Origin of the sequence: Acinetobacter bohemicus ANC 3994 (assembly GCF_000367925.1) — a bacterium.
GTDB lineage: Bacteria > Pseudomonadota > Gammaproteobacteria > Pseudomonadales > Moraxellaceae > Acinetobacter > Acinetobacter bohemicus.
Map to the genome: position 1 here is coordinate 49,827 of NZ_KB849175.1, position 21,137 is coordinate 70,963.

The window sequence follows — 21,137 nt, forward strand, 5'->3', positions numbered from 1 at the left end:
GGTGATAGTCCTACTTAATTAACGGCTACGATAGGCAAAACGATCGTCCATACGTAAACTAGCTGGTGGCCAGTTTTCTAAACGCATGCCGAGTTGTAAGCCTTTTGAAGCCAGAACATCTTTGATTTCAGTTAACGATTTTTTACCTAAGTTAGGAGTTTTTAACAACTCAACTTCAGTACGTTGAACCAAGTCACCGATGTAGTAAATATTTTCTGCTTTCAAACAGTTAGCAGAACGAACAGTAAGCTCTAGATCATCTACTGGACGAAGCAAGATTGGATCCACTTCTTCGCGAGGCTCTTGAGCAACAGGAGCTTGATCTTTCTGAAGATCAACAAAAATTGCAATTTGTTGTTGCAAGATTGTTGCCGCTTTACGGATTGCTTCTTCTGGATCAACTGTACCGTTGGTTTCAAGATCAATGATCAATTTATCAAGGTCAGTACGTTGTTCAACACGCGCATTTTCAACGGTGTAAGAAACACGTTTGATCGGGCTATAAGAAGCATCTAACTGTAAACGACCCACTGGGCGAGTTTCGCCTTCTGGGAAACGTGAGTCAGAAGTCTCATAACCACGGCCTTGAGAAACTTTCAGGCGCATTTTTAATGAGCCTGAAGCACTTAAAGTGCCAATCAAATGCTCAGGGTTTACCACTTCAACATTATGAGGTAAACGAAGATCAGCAGCAGTTACATCGCCAGGACCTTGTTTTTCTAATGTTAAATATGCTTCGTTTTGATCGAACAGCTTAATCGACAATCCTTTTAGGTTCAGCAAGAGCTCGACGATGTCCTGCTGCAAGCCTTCTAAGGTACTGTACTCATGCTCGACCCCTTCAATTTCAACTTCAACCACAGCAGCGCCAGGTAAAGAAGAAAGAAGGATACGACGTAAAGCATTACCCAGAGTATGACCAAAGCCACGCTCTAATGGTTCTAGAATCACTTTTGCCGAGGTCCCGCTAGCCGCTTCGACCTTAATCGCTTGCGGAGTTAGAAACTCATTTGCAGTACGCGTCATTATTGCTACCTCAAGGATTATTTAGAATACAATTCTACAATCAAGCTTTCGTTGATTTCAGCAGGTAAATCAGAACGATCCGGTGCAGCTTTAAACGTACCTTCCAATTTAGAATGGTCAATTTCCATCCAAGAAGGGATGCCACGTTGAGCAGCCAATTCAATTGCGCCTTTAATACGTAATTGTTGTTTAGCACCTTCGTGAACTGCAATTACATCACCCGCTTTAACTTGGATAGACGCGATGTTAACACGACGACCATTCAAAGTAATGCTGCGGTGAGATACAAGCTGACGAGCTTCTGCACGTGTAGAACCAAAACCCATGCGATAAACTACGTTATCAAGACGGCTTTCAAGCAATTTCAACAAGTTTTCACCTGTTGCGCCTTTAACACGAGCAGCTTCTTTATAGTAATTACTAAATTGACGTTCTAACACACCGTACATACGACGTACTTTTTGTTTTTCACGTAATTGTAGTGAGTACTCAGATTGTTTACTACCACGCGCTCCACCATGTTGGCCAGGAGCTTTCGCGTGTTTTTTTGTCTTAACGTCAAACGGTTTAACGCCTGATTTAAGTTGCAGGTCTGTCCCTTCGCGGCGAGAGAGTTTGCATTTTGGACCAATATAACGAGCCATGAATGTTTCTCCTTAGACGCGACGTTTTTTAGGTGGACGGCAACCGTTGTGCGGGATTGGCGTCACATCGGTAATGCTGTTAATTTTATAACCCACTGCACCTAAAGCACGAACCGCAGATTCACGACCAGGACCAGGACCTTTTACAAGGACGTCCAAGTTTTTCAAACCGTAGTCTAAAGCAGCTTTACCAGCAACTTCAGCAGCTACCTGAGCAGCAAACGGAGTTGATTTACGTGATCCACGGAAGCCTTGTCCACCAGAGGTAGCCCAAGCCAGTGCATTACCTTGACGATCGGTAATAGTCACAATGGTGTTATTAAAAGAAGCGTGAATGTGTGCGACACCTTCAGAGACGGTACGAGTGACCTTCTTGCGTGCGCGAGTATCTTTAGCCATCTTTTAGCTTCCAGAAATCTTATTTCTTAATAGGTTTGCGCGGACCTTTACGGGTACGTGCGTTAGTTTTGGTGCGTTGTCCACGGACAGGCAAGCTGCGACGATGACGAAGACCACGATAGCAGCCTAAATCCATTAAACGTTTAATGTTCATGGAAATTTCGCGACGTAAATCACCTTCGGTCGGAACCTTAGTAATTTCTGCACGAATCGCATCAAGTTGAGCATCATCCAATTCACGGATCTTAGTAGTCGTAGCGATACCAACAGCAGCTAAGATGTTCTTAGCAGTATGGCGACCGATACCAAAGATATACGTGAGGGAGATAACAGCATGCTTGTTATCCGGAATGTTTACACCGGCAATACGAGCCATTCACTTTCTCCAAAAAGGCAGTAGAGATAATCAACCGCCCGACAAAAACCTTGAGGGGCGGATATTAACCCAATTCACCTACTGAAATCAACAGGTCTTGATTAGATTAACCTTGACGCTGCTTATGACGAGGTTCAGCGCTACAAATCACGCGGATAACCCCATTACGACGGATAACTTTACAGCTACCACAAATTTTTTTTACAGAAGCTTGTACTTTCATGATGAAACCTCAAGTGCGCTTATCCCTTAGGATGAGCAGTCGTTTTTCTCATTAACGTTTGATTATCATACTGGTGCGAGGTGAGATGTGCTTGAAGCTGAGCCATAAAGTCCATCACGACCACCACAACGATGAGCAAAGAGGTACCACCCAAAGAGAATGGAATACCAAATGAGCTCTGTAATACCATCGGCATTAAACAAATCACTGTGATATAAATCGCGCCAATAAAGGTCAAACGATTGAGAATATGATCTAAGTAACGAGCAGTTTGCTCACCTGGACGAATACCAGGCACATAAGCTCCGCTGCGTTTCAAGTTCTCTGAAACTTCTTTTGGGCTAAACACTAGCGCAGTATAGAAGTAACAGAAAAAGATAATTAACGCACCAAAGAGCACCAAATACAACGGCTGTCCAGGCGACAATACGAGTGCCAAATCTTGTAGGCTACGTTTGATAATATTTGCACTAGGATCAGCACTACCCACCCATTGCCCTAAGCTCGCAGGGAACAAAAGCAATGAACTTGCAAAAATTGCGGGGATAACACCTGCCATATTAATTTTTAATGGCAAATGTGTCTGCTGTGCAGTAAACACACGACGACCCTGTTGTTTTTGAGCGTAATTGACTGGTATACGACGTTGTGCTTTTTCAATAAACACAATAGCTGCTAAAACACCTATAGATAACAGACCAAAAACAACCAAGCCAATCAGACTTGTTTGACCATTATCTACGGATGAGAAAGATTGCATAATTAAATTTGGCAATCCAGCAACAATACCTGCAAAGATGATCATGGATATACCATTCCCTACTCCGCGTTCAGTAATTTGCTCACCTAACCACATCAAGAACATGGTACCCGCAACCAGTGAAGTAACCGCAGGGATATAAAAAGCCAAACCTTCTGTCAAGGTAATACCCTGACTAATCAGCCCAGCACACATCCCTACAGACTGCACAAGTGCAAGAAACAGTGTTCCCTGTCGCGTATATTGATTAATCTTACGCTTACCTTGCTCGCCTTCTTTCTTTAAAGCTTCCAGCGAAGGAACAACCGTAGACATTAACTGCACAATAATTGAAGCAGAAATGTATGGCATGATCCCTAAAGCAAGAATTGACATCCGCTCTAATGCGCCACCCGAAAACATGTTAAACAAACCAAGGATCGTGCCTTGGTTTGCATTAAAAAGATTTTCAAGTGCAGCACTATTAATGCCTGGTACTGGAATATGTGCTCCTAGTCGAAAGACCATCAATGCACCGATAAGAAACATCATTCGGCGAATAATTTCACGATATTTCACATGAAACGGTTGACCTTTCATCATGTTCACATGACCTGAAGAACTAGGAGACATAGACACTAGCGATTACTCCTCGACTTTGCCGCCAGCAGCTTCAACAGCAGCTTTAGCGCCTTTAGTCAATGCAACACCTTGAATAGTGAATGCACGAGTAATATCACCAGAAAGTACGATACGAGCACGAGTCATATCTCTACGTACAACATTCGCTGCTTTTAAAGTTTCAAGTGAAATAATATCACCTTCAACTTTAGCAAGCTCAGATAAACGTACTTCAGCAGTTTTTAGAGCGAGTTGGCTAGTAAAACCGAATTTAGGCAAACGACGATATAACGCAGTTTGACCACCTTCAAATCCTGGACGTGTACCACCGCTCTTACGTGAGTTCTGACCTTTGACACCACGGCCACCAGTCTTACCAACGCCAGAACCGATACCACGGCCTAGACGAAGGTTGTCACGTTTAGCACCTTCTGCAGGTGCAATAGTATTTAAACGCAGAGTCATGGCTTATTCCTCTACACTAACCATATAGTAGACTTGGTTGATCATACCGCGGTTAGAAGGTGTATCCACTACTTCTACTGTATGACCAATACGACGCAGACCTAAACCTTGTAGGCAAAGTTTGTGATTTTTCAAACGATGCGATGAAGATTTAGTCTGGGTAACTTTAATCGTTTTCATGATTGATTACCCTTGAATTTGTGCTACTGAAAGACCACGTTTCGCAGCGACTTTCTCAGGAGAAGTCATGTCACGCAAACCTTTGAAAGTTGCGTTAACTACGTTAGCAGCATTAGTAGAACCGTAACATTTAGCAAGTACGTTATGTACACCAGCAGCTTCAAGAACAGCACGCATAGCGCCACCAGCAATTACGCCAGTACCTTCAGAAGCAGGTTGCATATACACACGGCTTGCACCATGACGAGCATTCACAGGGTGTTGTAGAGTTGTACCTGCAAGGTCAACTGTGATCATGTTGCGACGAGCAGCTTCAAGTGCTTTAGAAATAGCAGCTGGAACTTCACGTGCTTTACCACGACCAAAACCTACACGACCATTACCATCACCTACCACAGTCAATGCTGTGAAAGAGAAGATACGACCACCCTTAACAACTTTGGCTACACGATCAACGGCAACCAGCTTTTCAACAAGACCTTCGTTTTGTTCAACTTTAGCCATGATTAGAACTCCAAGCCGTTTTCACGAGCAGCATCAGCCAAGGCTTTGATACGACCATGATATTTAAAACCAGAACGGTCAAATGCAACTTTAGTTACACCAGCAGCTTTAGCACGTTCTGCGATTAAAGCACCTACTTTAGTAGCGGCTTCAACGTTACCAGTTGTACCAGCACGTAAAGTAGCATCTAAAGTTGAAGCTTGCGCTAAAACTTTGCCACCATCGGCTGAAATAACTTGCGCATAGATGTGACGCGGAGTGCGGTTTACACACAAGCGAGTCGCACCCAATGCACGGATGTGCAAGCGTGTGCTTTTCGCACGACGCAAACGGGATTGTTTCTTTTCGTTCATAAGAACCTCGCGCCTTATTTCTTCTTAGCTTCTTTACGAAGAACAACTTCATCCGAATAACGAACACCTTTACCTTTATAAGGCTCAGGTTCACGATATGAACGGATATCTGCAGCTACTTGACCCAACATATGTTTGCTTGCTGATTTCAAAATGATTTCAGTAGCAGTTGGAGTTTCAGCAGTTACACCTTCAGGAAGTTTATAATCGATAGGGTGTGAATAACCAAGGTTAAGGTGAACAACATCACCTTTAACCGCAGCTTTATAACCAACACCGATTAGTTGTAACTTACGTTCGAAGCCTTCACTAACACCTTTTACAAGGTTGTTAAGAACAGCGCGAGCAGTACCAGCTTGCATCCAAGCGTCTTTCGACTCTTTAACTGGAGCAACTTGAAGATTACCTTCTTCCTGTTTAAGCTCGACCAGCGCATGCAGGTTGAAAGACAAAGTACCTTTTGTGCCTTTCACTTCGACCTGCCGGCCGTTCTGAGTAACTGTTACACCGTTAGGTACAGTTACTGGGGCTTTAGCCACACGAGACATGAGGAATCACCTATTAAGAAACAAAAGCAATAACTTCACCACCGATGCCCGCAGCACGTGCAGCGCGATCAGTCATGATGCCTTTGCTTGTAGAAACAATTGCAATACCTAAACCTTGCTTAACGCTCGGAAGTGCATCTTTACCGCGATACTGACGTAGACCTGGACGGCTTACGCGTTTCACAGTTTCGATAACTGGTTTGCCTTCAAAATATTTTAACGTAATCGTTAAAGTTGGTTTGCCTTCAGCATCCGCAACTTCTACGTTAGAAATGTAACCTTCAGATTGAAGAACGTTAGCAATAGCAACCTTCAACTTAGAGTTAGGCATAGAAACAGTTTGTTTCTTCGCCATTTGTGCGTTACGAACACGGGTTAACATGTCGGCAACGGTATCTTGCATACTCATTTATAGTCGCTCCTTACCAGCTTGCCTTAACAACGCCCGGTACATCACCTTGCATTACTGTTTCACGTAATTTGTTACGGCTTAAGCCAAACTTACGGAAGTAACCATGAGGACGACCAGTTAAACCGCAACGGTTACGAAGACGTACTGGAGACGCATTACGTGGTAATGCTTGAAATTTCATCATCGCTTCGAAACGTTCTTCGTCGCTTGCATTTACATTTGCAATGATTGCTTTTAATTCAGCACGCTTTGCAGCAAATTTAGCAACAGTAGCTTCGCGTTTCAATTCGCGATTAATCATACCTTTCTTAGCCATATCGACCTCTTATTTGAACGGGAAGCCGAATGCACGCATAAGCGCACGGCCTTCGTCATCGGTGCGAGCAGTCGTAGTAACGGTAATATCCATACCACGAATACGATCAATCTTATCGAAATCGATTTCAGGGAACATGATTTGTTCCTTGAGACCCATCGAATAGTTACCACGACCATCAAATGATTTCGCAGAAAAACCGCGGAAGTCACGAATACGAGGGATCGCAATAGAGATCAAACGGTCTAAGAATTCGTACATACGTTCGCCGCGTAAAGTAACTTTACAACCAATTGGCCAACCATCACGGATTTTAAAACCCGCGATTGATTTACGTGCTAATGTAAGAACGGGTTTTTGACCAGCAATCGCTTGCATGTCTGATAATGCGCCATCTAACAATTTCTTGTCAGCTGAAGCTGCACCAACACCCATATTAATAGTGATTTTAGTAATGCGAGGAATTTCCATCACATTCTTAACGCCCAATTGTTCTAATAATTGAGCTTTAAGTTCTTCGTTGTAACGTGTTTTAAGTCTGGCCATGGCCTATATCAACCTATTACTTCGCTACCGCCACTGATTCACCAGTTGATTTGAATACGCGAGTTTTCACGCCTTCAGTCACTTGGTAACCAACACGGTCAGCCTTTTGGGTTGTAGCATTAAAAATTGCCACGTTTGAGATATGAAGCGTAGCTTCCTGAGTTACGATGCTGCCTTCAGCGCCAGTAGCTCGGTTCGGCTTTTGATGCTTCTTCACCAAGTTAAGGCCTTCAACCTTAACGCGGTCATTTGAAACAGACAAAACAGTTCCCTGTTTGCCTTTTTCTTTACCTGCGATCACAATAATTTGATCGCCTTTCTTAATCTTAGCCATGAGTGCCTCTTATAGAACTTCAGGAGCCAATGAAATAATTTTCATGAACTGTTCAGTACGAAGTTCACGAGTCACTGGTCCGAAAATACGAGTTGCAATCGGCGCTTTGTTGTTGTTCAAAATTACAGCAGCATTGTCATCAAAACGAATGATAGAACCATCCGGACGACGCACACCAAATTTTGTACGTACAACTACAGCATTCATCACGTCGCCTTTTTTAACACGGCCACGAGGAATAGCTTCTTTTACAGTAACTTTAATAATGTCGCCAACAGAAGCATAACGACGATGTGAACCACCAAGTACTTTAATACATTGTACGCGGCGAGCACCACTGTTGTCTGCTACGTCGAGCATACTTTCGGTTTGAATCATTGCCCTACTCCAAAACCGAGTCGCATCACCGGTTACAATTTCGAAAGGCTCAAAGAGTACTCGAAATTAACCAATGATGCAACAAGAACGTCTAATTACTCAGCAGCAGCTTCAATAACTTCCACTAAAGCCCAAGCTTTAGTTTTAGAAATTGGGCGGCTTTCTTTAATGGTCACTACGTCGCCAGTTTTAGCAACATTGTTCTCATCATGAGCGTGTAATTTAGTTGAACGGCGGATTGATTTGCCATACAACGGGTGTTGAACTCGGCGTTCAATAAGCACAACAATAGACTTGTCCATTTTGTCGCTTACGACTTTGCCGGTTAACGTGCGAACTGTTTGTTCACTCATTGTCCGTTCCCCTGTTTTTCGGTAAGGAGTGTCTTAATACGAGCAATCGTCTTACGAGTAAGCGCAACTTCATGCGATTTACCCAACTGACCAGTTGCTTTAGCCATACGAAGACGGAATTGGTTAAGCTGTTGCTCATCAAGCAAAGCTGTCAACTCTTCTACCGATTTTTCACGTAGATCTTTAGTTTTCATTACATTACCGTCCGAGTCACGATAGTGGTTTTAAACGGAAGCTTCGCAGCAGCAAGCGTAAATGCTTCACGCGCTAATTCTTCGCTTACACCATCCATTTCGTACAAGATCTTACCTGGTTTGATTTGACAAACCCAGTATTCCACAGAACCTTTACCTTTACCCATACGAACTTCTAATGGTTTTTCAGTAATTGGTTTGTCTGGGAAAACACGGATAAAGATCTTACCACCACGTTTTACACGACGGCTAATTGTACGACGCGCAGCTTCAATTTGACGAGCAGTCATTTGACCACGCTCGATAGATTTAAGTGCAATAGTACCAAAAGATACAGTGCTACCGCGATGCGCTAGACCAGTGTTACGGCCTTTCTGCACTTTACGGAATTTAGTACGTTTAGGTTGCAACATGGATTATTCTCCTTTTTCAGCAGAACGATCATTGCGACGACCACGACGCTCTTGACCTTCACCACGACCGCGACCACGTTTAGCTGGACGTTCTTCAGCAGGAGCAGGGTTCATGACTTGTTTCATGCCACCTAAGATCTCGCCACGGAAAACCCAAACTTTAACGCCAATCGTACCGTAAGTCGTTTCAGCACGCATAGTAGAGTAGTCGATATCTGCACGAAGCGTATGCAAAGGTACACGACCTTCACGATACCACTCAGTACGAGCAATCTCTGCACCACCAAGACGACCAGAAACTTCAACTTTGATACCTTTAGCACCAGCACGCATTGAGTTCTGTACCGCACGCTTCATAGCACGACGGAACATTACACGTTTCTCTAATTGAGAAGCGATAGCTTCAGCAACTAGACGAGCGTCTAAATCTGGGCGATCGATTTCGTTGATACTTACTTGCGCAGGAACACCCATAATAGATGTTAATTCGCGTTGTAATTTCTCAATATCTTCGCCTTTTTTACCGATAACGATACCTGGACGAGCAGTGCTAATGGTAATTTTAGCAGCGCCTGTAGGACGTTCGATAAGAATTTTGCTGATCATCGCGTTTTTAAGTTTTTTAGTTAAAAACTCACGAACTTGAAGATCTTTAAGCAAATATTCAGCGTATTGTTTCGGACTCGCATACCAGTTAGCGTTATGACGTTTCACAACACCTAGGCGGATACCGATTGGATGAACCTTCTGACCCATATCAAACCCCTACCTTAACGGTGATGTGACAAGTACGCTTAGTAATACGATCTGCACGACCTTTGGCACGTGGCATAATACGTTTAAGGCTAGTGCCTTCATCAACGTAAATCGTAGAAACTTTAAGGTCGTCTACATCTAAACTGTTATTATGTTCAGCATTTGCAATTGCAGATTCCAAAGCTTTTTTCACTAACACAGCAGCTTTTTTGTTGCTGAAGGTTAAAATGTTCAAAGCGTGGGCAATAGATTTGCCACGAATCAGGTCTGCAACCAAACGAGCTTTTTGTGCCGAGATAGCGGCACCGCGTAATTTAGCAGTAACTTCCATCATAGCACCTTAACGTTTAGATTTCTTGTCAACACCGTGACCACGATAGGTACGAGTTGGCGCGAATTCACCGAGTTTATGACCAACCATGTGTTCAGATACAATTACCGGAACATGGTTACGACCATTATGAACAGAAATTGTTAAACCAACAAAATCTGGGAGAATCATCGAACGACGCGACCAAGTTTTGATCGGCTTACGGTTATTAGCCGCGATAGCCGCTTCAACCTTAGCGAACAAGTGCGCATCGACGAATGGACCTTTTTTCAGAGAACGAGGCATTAGTCAGATTCCTTTACTTGACGCGACGGTCGCGAATAATCATCTTAGTCGTACGCTTATTGGTACGTGTTTTGTACCCTTTAGCTTTTTGACCCCATGGGCTTACAGGTTGAATACCTTTATTACGCCCTTCACCACCACCATGTGGATGGTCAACTGGGTTCATCGCCATACCACGAACGGTAGGACGAATACCACGCCAGCGCGAAGCACCAGCTTTACCCAATGAACGAAGGTTGCTTTCTGAGTTAGATACTTCACCTAACACAGCACGGCATTCAACGTGGATTTTACGCATCTCGCCTGAACGTAGACGAACGATAGCGTAAGAACCATCACGACCCAACAATTGAACCGAAGTACCAGCTGAACGAGCTAATTGCGCGCCTTTACCGATTTTAAGTTCGATGTTGTGAAGTGTAGAACCGATTGGCATGTTGCGAAGTGGCAAGCAGTTACCTGGACGAATTGGAGCATCGTTACCAGATTGTACTTTATCACCAGCACGTAAGCCTTTAGGCGCAATAATATAACGACGTTCACCATCAGCATACAAAACTAAAGCAATGTGTGCAGTACGGTTAGGATCGTATTCAATACGCTCTACAGTAGCTGGAATGCCATCTTTATTACGCTTGAAGTCAACAAGACGGTAGTTTTGTTTATGACCACCACCAACGTGACGAGTTGTAATGTGACCGTTATTATTACGACCACCAGTACGTTTTTTAGCTTCAACCAACGGTGAGTACGGTGCGCCTTTATGAAGATGGTCGTGAACGACTTTCTCTACAAAGCGACGTCCTGGAGACGTTGGCTTACATTTTTGAATAGGCATAAATTTCGTCCTTATTCCGCTGCGCTTTCAGCGGTATCGCCCAAGTCAGCCATTTCCACATCTTGGCCAGCTTTCAGGGTGACGTATGCTTTTTTAACATCAGAACGACGTCCTAATGTTTTACCAAAGCGTTTAGTCTTACCTTTAGTGATGGTCGTGTTAACTTTAACAACTTCCACACCAAAGAGTTGTTCAACTGCTTTTTTGATTTCAAGTTTGTTTGCACCAAGTGCAACTTTAAAAACTTGAACACCAGCAGCTTCACCTAAAGCTTGAGCTTTTTCTGAGAATACAGGTCCTTGTAGGACTTGATAGATACGTTCGTTGTTCATCCGAGTTCTACCTCAATTTTCTTAGCAGCAGCTACAGACATAACAACTTTGTCGAACGCAATCAAGCTAACAGGATCAATTGCAGCAGCATCAACCACATCTACATGCGGAAGGTTACGTGCAGCAAGGTATAGATTTTCATCTACAGAATCCGTAACGATTAATGCGCGAACTGCATTTAAGTCGTTAAGTTTAGCAAGCAATTCTTTAGTTTTAGGAGCAGCAACTGCAAACTCTTCAACTAAAATTAGGCGATCTTGACGAACAAGTTCAGCTAAGATGCATTGCATAGCACCGCGGTACATTTTACGGTTAACTTTTTGAGACCAATCTTGTGGACGAGCAGCAAAAGTCTTACCACCACCAACCCAGATTGGGCTACGAATAGAACCAGCACGCGCACGGCCAGTACCTTTTTGACGGAAAGGTTTTTTACCACCGCCAGATACTTCGCCACGTGATTTCTGAGCTTTAGAACCTTGACGACCACCAGCTAAATAAGCTGTAACAACTTGGTGTACAAGAGCTTCGTTAAATTCACGACCGAAAGCAACTTCAGATAATTCAACAGCAGAGCCGGAAACAGTATTTAAATTCACAATATTTCCCCTCAGGCCTTGATCGTAGGACGAACAGTAACGTTGCCACCAGTAGCACCAGGAACCGCGCCTTTAACAACAAGAACTGAACGCTCAACGTCGATAGCAACGATCTCAAGACCCTGTGTAGTTACGCGTTCAGCACCCAAATGGCCAGCCATTTTTTTGCCTTTGAACACGCGTCCAGGTGTCTGGTTTTGACCAGTAGAACCCAAAGAACGGTGAGAAAGTGAGTTACCGTGAGTTGCATCTTGCGTACGGAAGTTCCAACGCTTAACACCACCTTGGAAACCTTTACCTTTAGATTGACCAGTTACGTCAACAACTTGACCCACTGTGAACAATTCAACGGTAAGAGAACCACCAACTTCACGACCTTCAAGATCAGCTTCTGTAGCGCGGAATTCTTGAACTAAACGACCAGCAGCAACACCCGCTTTAGCGAAGTGACCTTTCTGAGCGTTAGTTACGCGAGATTCGCGACGTTCACCAGTAGTGATTTGAATTGCTTGATAACCATCAGTTTCAAGCGTTTTGATTTGAGTGATGCGGTTAGGATCAACCTCAATCACCGTAACAGGTACAGAAACACCAGCATCTGTAAAGATACGTGTCATACCGCACTTGCGACCGACTAAACCAATAGTCATGTGCATAAACCTCTAAAAAAGCGGCTTAATTAACCTAAAGTGTTAATTAACCCGAAAGCCTTAACCCAATGCGATCTGAACATCAACACCAGCTGCAAGATCCAATTTCATCAATGCATCAACAGTTTTGTCTGTTGGTTGAACGATATCGATCAAACGCTTGTAAGTGCGGATTTCATACTGATCACGCGCGTCTTTATTAACGTGCGGAGAAGTTAGAACGTTAAAACGTTCGATGCGTGTAGGCATCGGAATTGGACCACAAACTTGTGCGCCAGTACGTTTTGCTGTTTCTACGATCTCTTGAGCAGATTGATCAATCAGACGATGATCAAAAGACTTCAAACGGATACGGATTCTCTGGTTAGACATACCAGTAAACTCCAAGCCAAATATATAAAGAATCACCTCTGACGCATCTCACCTAGTGGTAAGTGTCAAAGGCAGTGAAAATCACTAAGGTCATGATCGATGCCACGACTGTCACGATATTAACTGCTTTATTCGCAGTTAACCCCTTTTATTAAAGGGTCGCTCATTATAGCGATTGTTTAACGCTTAAGCAAATCTCTTTTCAATTTTTTCCCATCTTTTTCAAATCACAAATTTGTAACATTGTTTAAAAATAGATCAGCATGCTGTTTTTTGCAAAACGTACTCTATTGCTTGGTTTAATATTTGATTTCCAACAATAAAATTATTTTTCGAGGTCTTTTTGAGTTGTTGTTGAGTTTGCACATGCTGACTGGAAAAATGATCCAGCTCTTCCTCATTTTCTAAAAATAAATTTAATGTCTCTGGTGTAATTTCAGGGTGAAACTGAAATCCTAAGACATTTTTGCCAATTTGGTACATTTGGTTGCGACAGACATCATTTTCCGCCAAATGAATCGCACCTTTTGGAATTTCAAAAGTTTCACTGTGCCATTGCATCACATTAAATTCTGCGGGCAATTCAAAACATTCCGCAGGCACATAATTCACTTTACGCACCCCAGTCCAGCCCAGCTCTTGTTTTTCGCTTCGGCTTACAGCAGCACCTAGAGCATTGGCAATTAGCTGCCCACCCAGACATAAACCTATCGCGGGTTTTCCCATAGATAAGTATCGTCGCAACCAGCGTTTTTCTATTTTTAACCAAGGGAAATTGACTTCATCATTTACGCTCATCTCCCCTCCCATAATGATGAGTAAATCGACATCTTCCACCTGAGGTAAGGCTTCTATTTCCAATGAACGATCAACAGGCAAAGCAAAAAATTCCGTTGCACTAATTTTAGCATGGTGCTGTTTTAAAAATTGATAACAACTACCGAACCCTTCACCAGCAATATGCTGAAAATAATGTACTTTCAAATGCGACTTCATCCGCCCAAACCTATTGTTGTTGCTCTACTACAGGTTTAGCAAAAATGAAGCCAACTTTTCAAAATGTAGCCCTTTTTATACATTTGGGCATTTATATAGCCTAATGGGTCTGTTTCTCTTAAGCTAAAGCTAATTTTGATACGACTTAGAGCAGAACTTTGAAAAATAATCCACAAACCGCATTGATTCATGCACCACGACAAGCCCCTCAATACATTTCGACCATCCAACCTCCCCTGTTTCGTGCATCGACCATTATTTTTCAGAACACCGATGCACTGTTTAATCGCCATTGGAGTGATGCTTATGACTATAGTTATGGCACACATGGCACACCCACAACCTTTACTTTAGGCGATAACATTGCACAAATTGAAGGTGGCGATTATTGCTTACTTGCACCGAGTGGTTTATCTGCCATTAATCTTGTGAACGCCTGCTTTTTAGCACAAGGAGATGAAGTTTGGGTTGCAGATAACATTTATGGGCCAAATATGGAGCATTTGCGCAATCTAGAAACACGTTATGGCATTAGCGTGAAAATTTACAATCCAATCGAGGTTGATAGCTTCCAACCCTCAGCACAAGCCAAACTGATTTGGTTAGAGGCAGCAGGTTCAGTGACTTTAGAATTCCCAGACTTGGTCGCTTTGGTCAAGAAAGCCAAACAAACCAATGTTTTGACTGCACTGGATAATACTTGGGGCGCGGGTCTTGCCTTTAATGCCTTTGATTTTGCTGATGAACATTTAAGTGTCGATATTACTGTCCATGCGCTGACAAAATATCCTAGCGGTGGTGGTGATATTTTAATGGGTTCTGTGGTGACACGTGATCAAAATCTACATCACCAACTGTTCCGTATGCATGCCATTCAAGGCATTGCCATTTCAGGTGATGATGCTGCACAAGTTCAGCGCAGCTTAGCCTCGATGCGACTGCGTTATGAACATCAATCACAAAGTACCTTAAAGCTTCTAGATTGGCTGAAACAACAAGACGAATTTGTGCAAGTCCTGCACCCTGCCGATACAGCATCTGCTGGACATCGCTACTGGAAGGAGGTCTGCAAAGAAGGACATAGCGCAGGTTTGGTCAGCGTGATTTTTAAAGCTGAATATGATTTAACTGCTATCCGAAAATTCTGTGACAGTTTAAATCTTTTTAAGCTTGGTTTTAGCTGGGGCGGTCCAGTCAGTTTAGTCATGCTCTACAACTTAAAAGAGATGCGAGAACTGCAACATACACATTTACAACAAGGATTATTGGTTCGTTTTTGTATAGGACTAGAACATCCGACCGATTTAATTCAAGATATAGAAAATGCACTAAAACAAATGAATACACAACAACTCGAATAACGTAAACACAAGAAAATAGGAATAGATCTTATGGGTACAGCAATCGTTATTGCGAAGAAAACCTCAGACACACAACAAGAGATTGTTTTACATTCACAGTTTGCCAACCGCCACGGCTTAATTGCTGGAGCAACGGGCACGGGTAAAACAGTCACACTGAAAGTCCTTGCAGAAAACTTTTCCCGAATTGGTGTACCCGTATTTCTAGCCGATGCCAAAGGTGATGTCTCTAGTCTTGCTCAGGCGGGAACAAATAGCCCTAAATTTGATGCGCGTCTGAAGGTGTTAAATATTGATGCGATTCCTTTTGCCGCCTCACCGGTCGTGTTTTGGGATTTATTTGCTGAGCAGGGTCATCCTATTCGCACCACGGTTTCCGAAATTGGCCCACTCTTATTAGCACGTATGCTCAATCTGAATGACACTCAAGAAGGTGTACTTTCCGCAGTGTTTCGTATTGCCGATGATCAAGGTTTATTACTGATTGATTTTAAGGATTTAAAATCAATTATTAGCTATGTGTCTGAACATGCCGCAGAGTTCCAAGCTGAATATGGCAATCTCTCTCCTGCCAGTCTGGGTGCTATACAACGTAATTTATTGGCGCTTGCAGACCAAGGCGGTGATCAATTTTTTGGTGAACCCAGTTTAAATATTTTAGATTTCATTCAGACTGATAGCCAAGGGCGGGGTTATATCAATATCTTAGCCGCAGATAAGCTGATGAACACGCCTAAATTGTATGCCACATTTCTGCTTTGGATGCTTTCAGAATTATTTGAACAATTACCCGAAGTTGGTGATATGGATAAGCCTAAATTGGTGTTCTTTTTTGATGAGGCCCATTTATTGTTTGATAATGCCAGTGCAGCGCTACAAGAAAAAATTGAACAAGTGGTGCGTCTAATTCGCTCTAAAGGCGTCGGGATTTATTTTGTCACTCAAAATCCACTCGACTTGCCCGAAAGTGTTCTAGGACAGCTCGGCAACCGTATTCAACATGCTTTGCGCGCGTTTACACCGAAAGATCAAAAAGCCGTAAAAACTGCCGCAGATACTTTTAGAGCCAATTCCGAATTTAAAGTCGATCAAGCCATTACAGAACTGGCTGTGGGTGAAGCCCTGATTAGCTGTTTAGATGAACAAGGCACACCCCAAATTGTTGAGCGTAGCTGGGTGATGCCGCCCTATTCATCATTCAACCCGATTAGCTTAGATGAACGAAAAATATTGATGCAGCAAAGTATTGTTGCAGGCATTTATGAACAACCAGTAGACCGCGAAAGTGCTTTTGAAATGCTACAACAAAAAGTCGCACAACGTCAGCAACAGGCCGTTGCAGAGGAAACAGCGCAACAACAAGCCAAAGAGCAAGAAAGCTTAGCCAAGCAGCAAGCCAAAGAACAAGAGGCTTTTGCAAAGCAGCAAACACGCGAGCAAGAGCGTATTGCACGTGAACAACAGAAAGAAACTGACCGCGCATCGAAACAACGTGAAAAACTTACCCAAGATATTGTCGGCACCTTTGCAAAAAGTGCCGCACGCAGCTTAGGTGGCAGTACAGGACAGAAAATTGTCCGCGGGCTACTCGGCTCTCTTTTTGGCAGAAAATAGCGCTCATTTCCCCTATCAAGATTTTCAAAATTATGGGATATTTAGATATTCCATAATTTTTTTATGGTTTTTTAAAAAGATGTATTTACAAGGCACTCTATAAAATGTATTTTAAATACATCTTATAAATAACAGCCATGAGAGATCTGCCATGACTCCGCAGCAAATTGACCTTGTAAAAGCAACTGTCCCTGTACTTCGTGAAAACGGTGTAGCCCTAACTGGTTATTTTTATAACCGTATGTTGGGCAATAATCCTGAGCTCAAAGAAACCTTTAATATGGGACACCAGCGCAGCGGCGCACAAGCACAAGCCTTGGCAGGTGCAGTTTTAGCTTATGCTGAAAACATTGAAGACCCTTCAGTACTTTTACCTGTGGTTGAATTGATTGCTCACAAGCATGTGAGTCTGAATATTCAAGCACCCGACTATAATATTGTCGGTGAAAATTTATTACATTCGATTAGTGAAGTGCTCAGCATTCCAATGGAAGACCCTCTCATTGGTGCTTGGGCGGCTGCTTATGGTCAATTGGCGGATCTTTTCATTAGCACTGAAAAAGCGATTTACGAACAACATCAACAAACTAAAGGCAGCTGGTTAGGCTGGCGCAATTTTAAAATTGCCAAAAAAGTGGTGGAAAGTGACGAAATTACCTCGTTCTATCTCGCACCCGCAGATGGTGGCGAATTACCAAAATATGAAGCAGGACAATACATCTCGGTTCGTGTGTTTGTCGAGGAGCTTGGTCTAAAACAACCACGCCAATACACTTTATCGACCAGTCCACAAGCAGACTACTTACGTATTTCAGTAAAACGTGAAGATGAAAAAGGTGATTTAGCAGGCGGTTGGGTTTCAAATACGCTACATGGTTTGGCGGAAGGTTCAGAAATTGAAGTCTCTGCACCAACAGGTAACTTCTATCTCATCGACCCAACCAAACGCAATGTCTTTATCAGTGGTGGTGTTGGTCTAACTCCAATGATTGCCATGCTAAACCAATTGGTTACTTTGGATATGCCACAACCTGTAAGTTTTATCCACGCCTGCCGTAGCAGCCACGTGCATGCCATGAAAAAACATATCCATGAGTTACAAGCAAAATATCCACGCCTAAGCACATTTACTGCTTATGAATCACCTCATCAAGGCGATGCCTTAGGTGAAGACTATGATGTTGCTGGACGTTTGGACTTAGCGACAATGGATGCGGCTTTACTTCCTGTAAAAGCAGATTACTACTTGTGTGGTCCAATGCCATTCATGGCAGAACAGCAAAAAGCCTTGGTTGCTCGCGGTATTCCTGCTGAAAATATTCACAGTGAAGCGTTTGGCACAGGTGGCGTGCATCACTAATCTGCTGCGTCAACATTAAATAAAGAGAGGGTTAGTCTTGTTATGCTAGACTAACCCTGATTTTTTTACCTTAAACACACCCGTATTATCATGCAGCTAAATAAATTTACTGATTATGCTCTGCGTATTTTAATGTATATCTCACAACCCAAAGACACTCCTTATACCATTGCAGAAATTGCCCGAGATTTACGCGTCTCACAAAATCATTTGGTTAAAATTGTCCATTTCATGGGAAAACAAGATTGGATCATCACCACACGCGGTAAAGGTGGCGGGATTCGTTTAAATGCAGAAACTTTAAATTTAAATCTGGGATACATTGTTCGGATCTTACAAGGCAACAGCCAGATTGTAGAATGCAATACCCCGCCCTGCGTACTCCGCAATAATTGCGGCCTTAAAGGTATTTTAGATCAAGCACTTGAACAGTTTTACCAATCTTTAGATCAATACCGTTTAGGCGATGTTCTTGATCAAAGCAACGCCAGCAAAGTCGCAACTTCATCACCCATTTCACTGATTAATCTTTAAATCGCCACGCAAAGTTTTCCGCTTTCAAAATGCAAAGGTCGCTTGCCTAGACGACTTCCTTTATAATGTTTCTTTGTAGATCATTTATTGAAGTTGAGTTATGCACCACAGCAGAGGAAAATCCAAAAACAGTAAAATTTCGGCTGCGCCTAAGCAAAAGATTAGCTATGAGAAAAAAGTTGATCCAGCCATTACTGAGTACTCTGTTCGCGCGCTGAACTGGTTACGCAAAGCCGAATTTTTAATGAGTGCGCCTAAGCTCAACCTTTGCGTAGAAGATACTGGCTATGAAATTGCGTTTGCAGGTCGCTCTAATGCTGGTAAATCGAGTGCGATCAATGCATTAACCAACCAAAAACAATTGGCGCGTGCATCGAAAAAGCCGGGTCGTACCCAAATGATTAACTTCTTTAGCTTAGGTAATCCTGATCAACGCTTGGTCGATTTGCCCGGCTATGGTTATGCAGCCGTACCCGAAGCGATGAAATTGGTTTGGCAAAAAGAACTGGAAAATTATTTAATTCATCGCCAAAGCCTACAAGGTTTGGTATTGTTGATGGATATTCGCCATCCATTACAACACTTTGACGTTATGATGTTGGAATGGGCCTATTCACGTAAATTGTTTGTGCATGTGCTATTAACCAAATCAGACAAATTAAACCGTGGTCCTGCATCAAAAGTACTGCAAGAAGTACAACAACAATTGAAAAAAATGAAGCTTCAGTTCTCCATTCAATTGTTCTCATCCATGAATAAACAAGGTTTAGAAGAACTTGCCAGTGTAATGGGCGGTCGTCTGAACTTTACCCTCGAACAAGCCAGCGCATTTGATTTAGACAGTATTCCTGATGCATCAGCAGATGAAATTGAGTTTATTGAAGGCGATGAGGAACTGTTTGATGAAAATGAATTTGAAGATGCTACATTTGACAATGAAAGTATCGACAATCCCCCAGCAGATCTCCCTAAAAACGGGCAATAATCTATACCAGTCAGATTATCTAACCAAATTCATCATCTATTGATATTTGAATGTCCTCTATTGCTAACCACAATTGAGGGCATTTTTTTATACTGATTCTAAAGCAACGTGAACACACTCACAGTGAAAAAAACAATAGGACAGGATGATGAAGCTTTTATCTTTACTCAAGAAGTCTAAAATTGGATCTTCAATTCAATACCAAATTAAACCGCGAAAAGTGAAATTTGAATGGCAAGAAACACCTGTAGACTGGATTCCCAACCACCCCTTTACCAGTTACTTTATCAACGAAATTAATATGATTTTACCTGCCGGTGAATTTTGGTTTTGCCGCCTATATAACAAAGTTCTAGCGCAAATTAGCGATGAAAAACTCAAAGAAGATGTCAAAGCCTTTATTCGTCAAGAAGCCATGCATGCACAGGCCCATGCTTCAGCCAACAAAGAATATCTAACTGTGCGTAATATTGATGTACAGCGCAACCTGAACATTATGGATTTTCTTTTTGGTCAATTGCTGGCAGACCAACCTTTGGGTTTAAAGATACCTAAAGTACTCGAACATCAATGGGATTTATTCCGTCTCGGGATTATTGCCACAGTTGAACATATGACCTGCGTGCTTGGAAAATATGTTTTATACAACCAGCACTGGGAACAACTGGGCGCGGACCCTGCCATGTTAGATCTGGTTAAATGGCATGGTGCCGAAGAAATTGAACACCGTACCGTGGCATTTGATTTGTACCGTCATTTGGGGGGTGGCTATATTGCACGTTACTATTTAAGTGTGGCGGTGATTGTTGGCGTACTGGGTTTGTGGGTGGACGGCGCAGCACATATTATGAAGCAAGATGAACGCTTTAAATCGATTCGTCCCAGTGTATTTAAACCGTGGATTTGGCGCGAATGGTATGCCATTTCACAAAAAGATAACCGCATCATGCCGAATCCCTTTTGGCTAATTTCACAACAATTGGGTTATTTAATGCCGTGGTACGATCCTGTACATGAAGCCAAAACCGAAGACGCCATTGCCTATTTAGACCACTCCCCTGCGGCAAAACGAGCAGCACTGAAAGTCGCTTAAGGCAGTC

33 protein-coding genes and 1 pseudogene are annotated in these 21,137 nt (G+C 42.8%); 6 read left to right on the plus strand and 28 right to left on the minus strand.

The window, feature by feature from the left end; translation table 11 throughout:
* Positions 1–18: 18 nt before the first annotated feature.
* The 28 genes and pseudogenes from F994_RS10650 to F994_RS10785 all read right to left on the minus strand — a co-directional run bounded on the left by F994_RS10650 (position 19) and on the right by F994_RS10785 (position 14,183).
* The gene (locus tag F994_RS10650; protein WP_004650465.1) at positions 19–1,026 is read right to left on the minus strand and encodes a DNA-directed RNA polymerase subunit alpha; all 1,008 of its coding nucleotides are present in this window, start codon (positions 1,024–1,026) and stop codon (positions 19–21) included.
* Between the two features lie 17 nt (positions 1,027–1,043).
* Positions 1,044–1,670, minus strand: coding sequence for a 30S ribosomal protein S4 (gene rpsD, locus F994_RS10655; protein WP_004650466.1), 627 nt, complete (start codon positions 1,668–1,670; stop codon positions 1,044–1,046).
* Positions 1,671–1,682: 12 nt separating this feature from the next.
* Positions 1,683–2,069 carry a 30S ribosomal protein S11 gene (rpsK, locus tag F994_RS10660; RefSeq protein WP_004281491.1) on the minus strand — a complete coding sequence of 129 codons (387 nt, stop codon included), beginning with the start codon at positions 2,067–2,069 and terminating at the stop codon, positions 1,683–1,685.
* A 19-nt stretch (positions 2,070–2,088) separates the two neighbouring features.
* Positions 2,089–2,445 carry a 30S ribosomal protein S13 gene (gene rpsM / locus F994_RS10665; RefSeq protein WP_004650467.1) on the minus strand — a complete coding sequence of 119 codons (357 nt, stop codon included), beginning with the start codon at positions 2,443–2,445 and terminating at the stop codon, positions 2,089–2,091.
* A gap of 106 nt (positions 2,446–2,551) precedes the next feature.
* On the minus strand, positions 2,552–2,668 hold the full coding sequence (gene rpmJ, locus F994_RS10670; protein WP_000867907.1) for a 50S ribosomal protein L36: 117 nt from the start codon (positions 2,666–2,668) through the stop codon (positions 2,552–2,554).
* Between the two features lie 19 nt (positions 2,669–2,687).
* Positions 2,688–4,007, minus strand: a complete 1,320-nt coding sequence (gene secY, locus F994_RS10675) for a preprotein translocase subunit SecY (RefSeq protein WP_171065344.1) — start codon at positions 4,005–4,007, stop codon at positions 2,688–2,690.
* Positions 4,008–4,052: 45 nt separating this feature from the next.
* The gene (gene rplO / locus F994_RS10680; RefSeq protein ID WP_004650469.1) at positions 4,053–4,493 is read right to left on the minus strand and encodes a 50S ribosomal protein L15; all 441 of its coding nucleotides are present in this window, start codon (positions 4,491–4,493) and stop codon (positions 4,053–4,055) included.
* 3 nt (positions 4,494–4,496) lie between these two features.
* Complete coding sequence (rpmD, locus tag F994_RS10685; protein WP_004650470.1) at positions 4,497–4,673, minus strand: 50S ribosomal protein L30; 177 nt, start codon at positions 4,671–4,673, stop codon at positions 4,497–4,499.
* A 6-nt stretch (positions 4,674–4,679) separates the two neighbouring features.
* On the minus strand, positions 4,680–5,177 hold the full coding sequence (rpsE, locus tag F994_RS10690) for a 30S ribosomal protein S5 (RefSeq protein ID WP_004650472.1): 498 nt from the start codon (positions 5,175–5,177) through the stop codon (positions 4,680–4,682).
* 2 nt (positions 5,178–5,179) lie between these two features.
* Positions 5,180–5,530, minus strand: coding sequence for a 50S ribosomal protein L18 (gene rplR, locus F994_RS10695; RefSeq protein WP_004650473.1), 351 nt, complete (start codon positions 5,528–5,530; stop codon positions 5,180–5,182).
* Between the two features lie 14 nt (positions 5,531–5,544).
* Positions 5,545–6,078: a 50S ribosomal protein L6 gene (rplF, locus tag F994_RS10700; RefSeq protein ID WP_004650474.1), complete on the minus strand. Its 534-nt coding sequence runs from the start codon at positions 6,076–6,078 to the stop codon at positions 5,545–5,547.
* 13 nt (positions 6,079–6,091) lie between these two features.
* Positions 6,092–6,487, minus strand: coding sequence for a 30S ribosomal protein S8 (gene rpsH, locus F994_RS10705; RefSeq protein ID WP_004650475.1), 396 nt, complete (start codon positions 6,485–6,487; stop codon positions 6,092–6,094).
* Between the two features lie 13 nt (positions 6,488–6,500).
* A complete protein-coding gene (gene rpsN / locus F994_RS10710) occupies positions 6,501–6,806 on the minus strand; it encodes a 30S ribosomal protein S14 (protein ID WP_004650476.1) in 306 nt (101 codons plus the stop codon).
* A 9-nt stretch (positions 6,807–6,815) separates the two neighbouring features.
* Positions 6,816–7,352, minus strand: a complete 537-nt coding sequence (rplE, locus tag F994_RS10715; RefSeq protein ID WP_004650477.1) for a 50S ribosomal protein L5 — start codon at positions 7,350–7,352, stop codon at positions 6,816–6,818.
* Between the two features lie 16 nt (positions 7,353–7,368).
* The gene (rplX, locus tag F994_RS10720; RefSeq protein ID WP_004650478.1) at positions 7,369–7,686 is read right to left on the minus strand and encodes a 50S ribosomal protein L24; all 318 of its coding nucleotides are present in this window, start codon (positions 7,684–7,686) and stop codon (positions 7,369–7,371) included.
* Between the two features lie 9 nt (positions 7,687–7,695).
* On the minus strand, positions 7,696–8,064 hold the full coding sequence (rplN, locus tag F994_RS10725; protein WP_004650480.1) for a 50S ribosomal protein L14: 369 nt from the start codon (positions 8,062–8,064) through the stop codon (positions 7,696–7,698).
* Positions 8,065–8,159: 95 nt separating this feature from the next.
* On the minus strand, positions 8,160–8,417 hold the full coding sequence (gene rpsQ / locus F994_RS10730; protein WP_004650481.1) for a 30S ribosomal protein S17: 258 nt from the start codon (positions 8,415–8,417) through the stop codon (positions 8,160–8,162).
* On the minus strand, positions 8,414–8,611 hold the full coding sequence (gene rpmC, locus F994_RS10735) for a 50S ribosomal protein L29 (RefSeq protein WP_004650482.1): 198 nt from the start codon (positions 8,609–8,611) through the stop codon (positions 8,414–8,416). Before rpmC ends, rpsQ begins: the two co-directional genes overlap by 4 nt.
* Positions 8,611–9,024, minus strand: a complete 414-nt coding sequence (gene rplP / locus F994_RS10740) for a 50S ribosomal protein L16 (RefSeq protein WP_004650483.1) — start codon at positions 9,022–9,024, stop codon at positions 8,611–8,613. The genes rpmC and rplP overlap by 1 nt, the downstream gene beginning before the upstream one ends.
* Positions 8,964–9,780: pseudogene (gene rpsC / locus F994_RS10745) on the minus strand (30S ribosomal protein S3). The gene rplP and the pseudogene rpsC overlap by 61 nt, the downstream one beginning before the upstream one ends.
* Position 9,781: 1 nt before the next feature.
* Entirely contained in the window at positions 9,782–10,111 is a 330-nt protein-coding gene (gene rplV, locus F994_RS10750) for a 50S ribosomal protein L22 (protein WP_004650485.1), read from the minus strand.
* 9 nt (positions 10,112–10,120) lie between these two features.
* Positions 10,121–10,396, minus strand: a complete 276-nt coding sequence (rpsS, locus tag F994_RS10755) for a 30S ribosomal protein S19 (protein ID WP_004281508.1) — start codon at positions 10,394–10,396, stop codon at positions 10,121–10,123.
* Between the two features lie 13 nt (positions 10,397–10,409).
* Positions 10,410–11,234 (minus strand): 50S ribosomal protein L2, encoded by an 825-nt coding sequence (rplB, locus tag F994_RS10760; protein WP_004650486.1) that lies wholly within the window; start codon positions 11,232–11,234, stop codon positions 10,410–10,412.
* Between the two features lie 11 nt (positions 11,235–11,245).
* Positions 11,246–11,566 (minus strand): 50S ribosomal protein L23, encoded by a 321-nt coding sequence (gene rplW / locus F994_RS10765; RefSeq protein ID WP_004650487.1) that lies wholly within the window; start codon positions 11,564–11,566, stop codon positions 11,246–11,248.
* Positions 11,563–12,165: a 50S ribosomal protein L4 gene (rplD, locus tag F994_RS10770; RefSeq protein ID WP_004650488.1), complete on the minus strand. Its 603-nt coding sequence runs from the start codon at positions 12,163–12,165 to the stop codon at positions 11,563–11,565. The genes rplW and rplD overlap by 4 nt, the downstream gene beginning before the upstream one ends.
* Before the next feature lie 11 nt (positions 12,166–12,176).
* Positions 12,177–12,815, minus strand: a complete 639-nt coding sequence (gene rplC, locus F994_RS10775; RefSeq protein WP_004650490.1) for a 50S ribosomal protein L3 — start codon at positions 12,813–12,815, stop codon at positions 12,177–12,179.
* A gap of 60 nt (positions 12,816–12,875) precedes the next feature.
* The gene (gene rpsJ / locus F994_RS10780; RefSeq protein WP_000070912.1) at positions 12,876–13,187 is read right to left on the minus strand and encodes a 30S ribosomal protein S10; all 312 of its coding nucleotides are present in this window, start codon (positions 13,185–13,187) and stop codon (positions 12,876–12,878) included.
* Between the two features lie 258 nt (positions 13,188–13,445).
* A complete protein-coding gene (locus tag F994_RS10785) occupies positions 13,446–14,183 on the minus strand; it encodes a type 1 glutamine amidotransferase (protein WP_004650491.1) in 738 nt (245 codons plus the stop codon).
* A 158-nt stretch (positions 14,184–14,341) separates the two neighbouring features.
* Here F994_RS10785 and F994_RS10790 point away from each other — a divergent pair, with 158 nt between their 5' ends.
* The 6 genes from F994_RS10790 (at position 14,342) to F994_RS10815 (ending at position 21,130) form a co-directional block, all read left to right on the plus strand.
* Positions 14,342–15,544 (plus strand): PLP-dependent transferase, encoded by a 1,203-nt coding sequence (locus F994_RS10790; protein WP_004650492.1) that lies wholly within the window; start codon positions 14,342–14,344, stop codon positions 15,542–15,544.
* A gap of 30 nt (positions 15,545–15,574) precedes the next feature.
* A complete protein-coding gene (locus F994_RS10795) occupies positions 15,575–17,158 on the plus strand; it encodes a helicase HerA-like domain-containing protein (RefSeq protein WP_004650493.1) in 1,584 nt (527 codons plus the stop codon).
* A 151-nt stretch (positions 17,159–17,309) separates the two neighbouring features.
* The gene (gene hmpA / locus F994_RS10800; RefSeq protein WP_004650494.1) at positions 17,310–18,518 is read left to right on the plus strand and encodes an NO-inducible flavohemoprotein; all 1,209 of its coding nucleotides are present in this window, start codon (positions 17,310–17,312) and stop codon (positions 18,516–18,518) included.
* A 90-nt stretch (positions 18,519–18,608) separates the two neighbouring features.
* Positions 18,609–19,052, plus strand: a complete 444-nt coding sequence (locus F994_RS10805; protein ID WP_004650495.1) for an RrF2 family transcriptional regulator — start codon at positions 18,609–18,611, stop codon at positions 19,050–19,052.
* 100 nt (positions 19,053–19,152) lie between these two features.
* Positions 19,153–20,037 carry a ribosome biogenesis GTP-binding protein YihA/YsxC gene (gene yihA, locus F994_RS10810; RefSeq protein WP_004650496.1) on the plus strand — a complete coding sequence of 295 codons (885 nt, stop codon included), beginning with the start codon at positions 19,153–19,155 and terminating at the stop codon, positions 20,035–20,037.
* Between the two features lie 148 nt (positions 20,038–20,185).
* The gene (locus tag F994_RS10815; protein ID WP_004650497.1) at positions 20,186–21,130 is read left to right on the plus strand and encodes a metal-dependent hydrolase; all 945 of its coding nucleotides are present in this window, start codon (positions 20,186–20,188) and stop codon (positions 21,128–21,130) included.
* Positions 21,131–21,137 lie beyond the last annotated feature (7 nt).

What these genes read in the sequence shown, in the direction of transcription:
- F994_RS10650 (WP_004650465.1), bottom strand. Translation starts at nt 1,026, where the DNA reads ATGACGCGTACTGCAAATGAGTTTCTAACTCCGCAAGCGATTAAGGTC.
- rpsD (WP_004650466.1), bottom strand. Translation starts at nt 1,670, where the DNA reads ATGGCTCGTTATATTGGTCCAAAATGCAAACTCTCTCGCCGCGAAGGG.
- rpsK (WP_004281491.1), bottom strand. Translation starts at nt 2,069, where the DNA reads ATGGCTAAAGATACTCGCGCACGCAAGAAGGTCACTCGTACCGTCTCT.
- rpsM (WP_004650467.1), bottom strand. Translation starts at nt 2,445, where the DNA reads ATGGCTCGTATTGCCGGTGTAAACATTCCGGATAACAAGCATGCTGTT.
- rpmJ (WP_000867907.1), bottom strand. Translation starts at nt 2,668, where the DNA reads ATGAAAGTACAAGCTTCTGTAAAAAAAATTTGTGGTAGCTGTAAAGTT.
- secY (WP_171065344.1), bottom strand. Translation starts at nt 4,007, where the DNA reads ATGAAAGGTCAACCGTTTCATGTGAAATATCGTGAAATTATTCGCCGA.
- rplO (WP_004650469.1), bottom strand. Translation starts at nt 4,493, where the DNA reads ATGACTCTGCGTTTAAATACTATTGCACCTGCAGAAGGTGCTAAACGT.
- rpmD (WP_004650470.1), bottom strand. Translation starts at nt 4,673, where the DNA reads ATGAAAACGATTAAAGTTACCCAGACTAAATCTTCATCGCATCGTTTG.
- rpsE (WP_004650472.1), bottom strand. Translation starts at nt 5,177, where the DNA reads ATGGCTAAAGTTGAACAAAACGAAGGTCTTGTTGAAAAGCTGGTTGCC.
- rplR (WP_004650473.1), bottom strand. Translation starts at nt 5,530, where the DNA reads ATGAACGAAAAGAAACAATCCCGTTTGCGTCGTGCGAAAAGCACACGC.
- rplF (WP_004650474.1), bottom strand. Translation starts at nt 6,078, where the DNA reads ATGTCTCGTGTGGCTAAAGCCCCAGTAACTGTACCTAACGGTGTAACA.
- rpsH (WP_004650475.1), bottom strand. Translation starts at nt 6,487, where the DNA reads ATGAGTATGCAAGATACCGTTGCCGACATGTTAACCCGTGTTCGTAAC.
- rpsN (WP_004650476.1), bottom strand. Translation starts at nt 6,806, where the DNA reads ATGGCTAAGAAAGGTATGATTAATCGCGAATTGAAACGCGAAGCTACT.
- rplE (WP_004650477.1), bottom strand. Translation starts at nt 7,352, where the DNA reads ATGGCCAGACTTAAAACACGTTACAACGAAGAACTTAAAGCTCAATTA.
- rplX (WP_004650478.1), bottom strand. Translation starts at nt 7,686, where the DNA reads ATGGCTAAGATTAAGAAAGGCGATCAAATTATTGTGATCGCAGGTAAA.
- rplN (WP_004650480.1), bottom strand. Translation starts at nt 8,064, where the DNA reads ATGATTCAAACCGAAAGTATGCTCGACGTAGCAGACAACAGTGGTGCT.
- rpsQ (WP_004650481.1), bottom strand. Translation starts at nt 8,417, where the DNA reads ATGAGTGAACAAACAGTTCGCACGTTAACCGGCAAAGTCGTAAGCGAC.
- rpmC (WP_004650482.1), bottom strand. Translation starts at nt 8,611, where the DNA reads ATGAAAACTAAAGATCTACGTGAAAAATCGGTAGAAGAGTTGACAGCT.
- rplP (WP_004650483.1), bottom strand. Translation starts at nt 9,024, where the DNA reads ATGTTGCAACCTAAACGTACTAAATTCCGTAAAGTGCAGAAAGGCCGT.
- rplV (WP_004650485.1), bottom strand. Translation starts at nt 10,111, where the DNA reads ATGGAAGTTACTGCTAAATTACGCGGTGCCGCTATCTCGGCACAAAAA.
- rpsS (WP_004281508.1), bottom strand. Translation starts at nt 10,396, where the DNA reads ATGCCTCGTTCTCTGAAAAAAGGTCCATTCGTCGATGCGCACTTGTTC.
- rplB (WP_004650486.1), bottom strand. Translation starts at nt 11,234, where the DNA reads ATGCCTATTCAAAAATGTAAGCCAACGTCTCCAGGACGTCGCTTTGTA.
- rplW (WP_004650487.1), bottom strand. Translation starts at nt 11,566, where the DNA reads ATGAACAACGAACGTATCTATCAAGTCCTACAAGGACCTGTATTCTCA.
- rplC (WP_004650490.1), bottom strand. Translation starts at nt 12,815, where the DNA reads ATGACTATTGGTTTAGTCGGTCGCAAGTGCGGTATGACACGTATCTTT.
- rpsJ (WP_000070912.1), bottom strand. Translation starts at nt 13,187, where the DNA reads ATGTCTAACCAGAGAATCCGTATCCGTTTGAAGTCTTTTGATCATCGT.
- F994_RS10785 (WP_004650491.1), bottom strand. Translation starts at nt 14,183, where the DNA reads ATGAAGTCGCATTTGAAAGTACATTATTTTCAGCATATTGCTGGTGAA.
- F994_RS10795 (WP_004650493.1), top strand. Translation starts at nt 15,575, where the DNA reads ATGGGTACAGCAATCGTTATTGCGAAGAAAACCTCAGACACACAACAA.
- hmpA (WP_004650494.1), top strand. Translation starts at nt 17,310, where the DNA reads ATGACTCCGCAGCAAATTGACCTTGTAAAAGCAACTGTCCCTGTACTT.
- F994_RS10805 (WP_004650495.1), top strand. Translation starts at nt 18,609, where the DNA reads ATGCAGCTAAATAAATTTACTGATTATGCTCTGCGTATTTTAATGTAT.
- yihA (WP_004650496.1), top strand. Translation starts at nt 19,153, where the DNA reads ATGCACCACAGCAGAGGAAAATCCAAAAACAGTAAAATTTCGGCTGCG.
- F994_RS10815 (WP_004650497.1), top strand. Translation starts at nt 20,186, where the DNA reads ATGAAGCTTTTATCTTTACTCAAGAAGTCTAAAATTGGATCTTCAATT.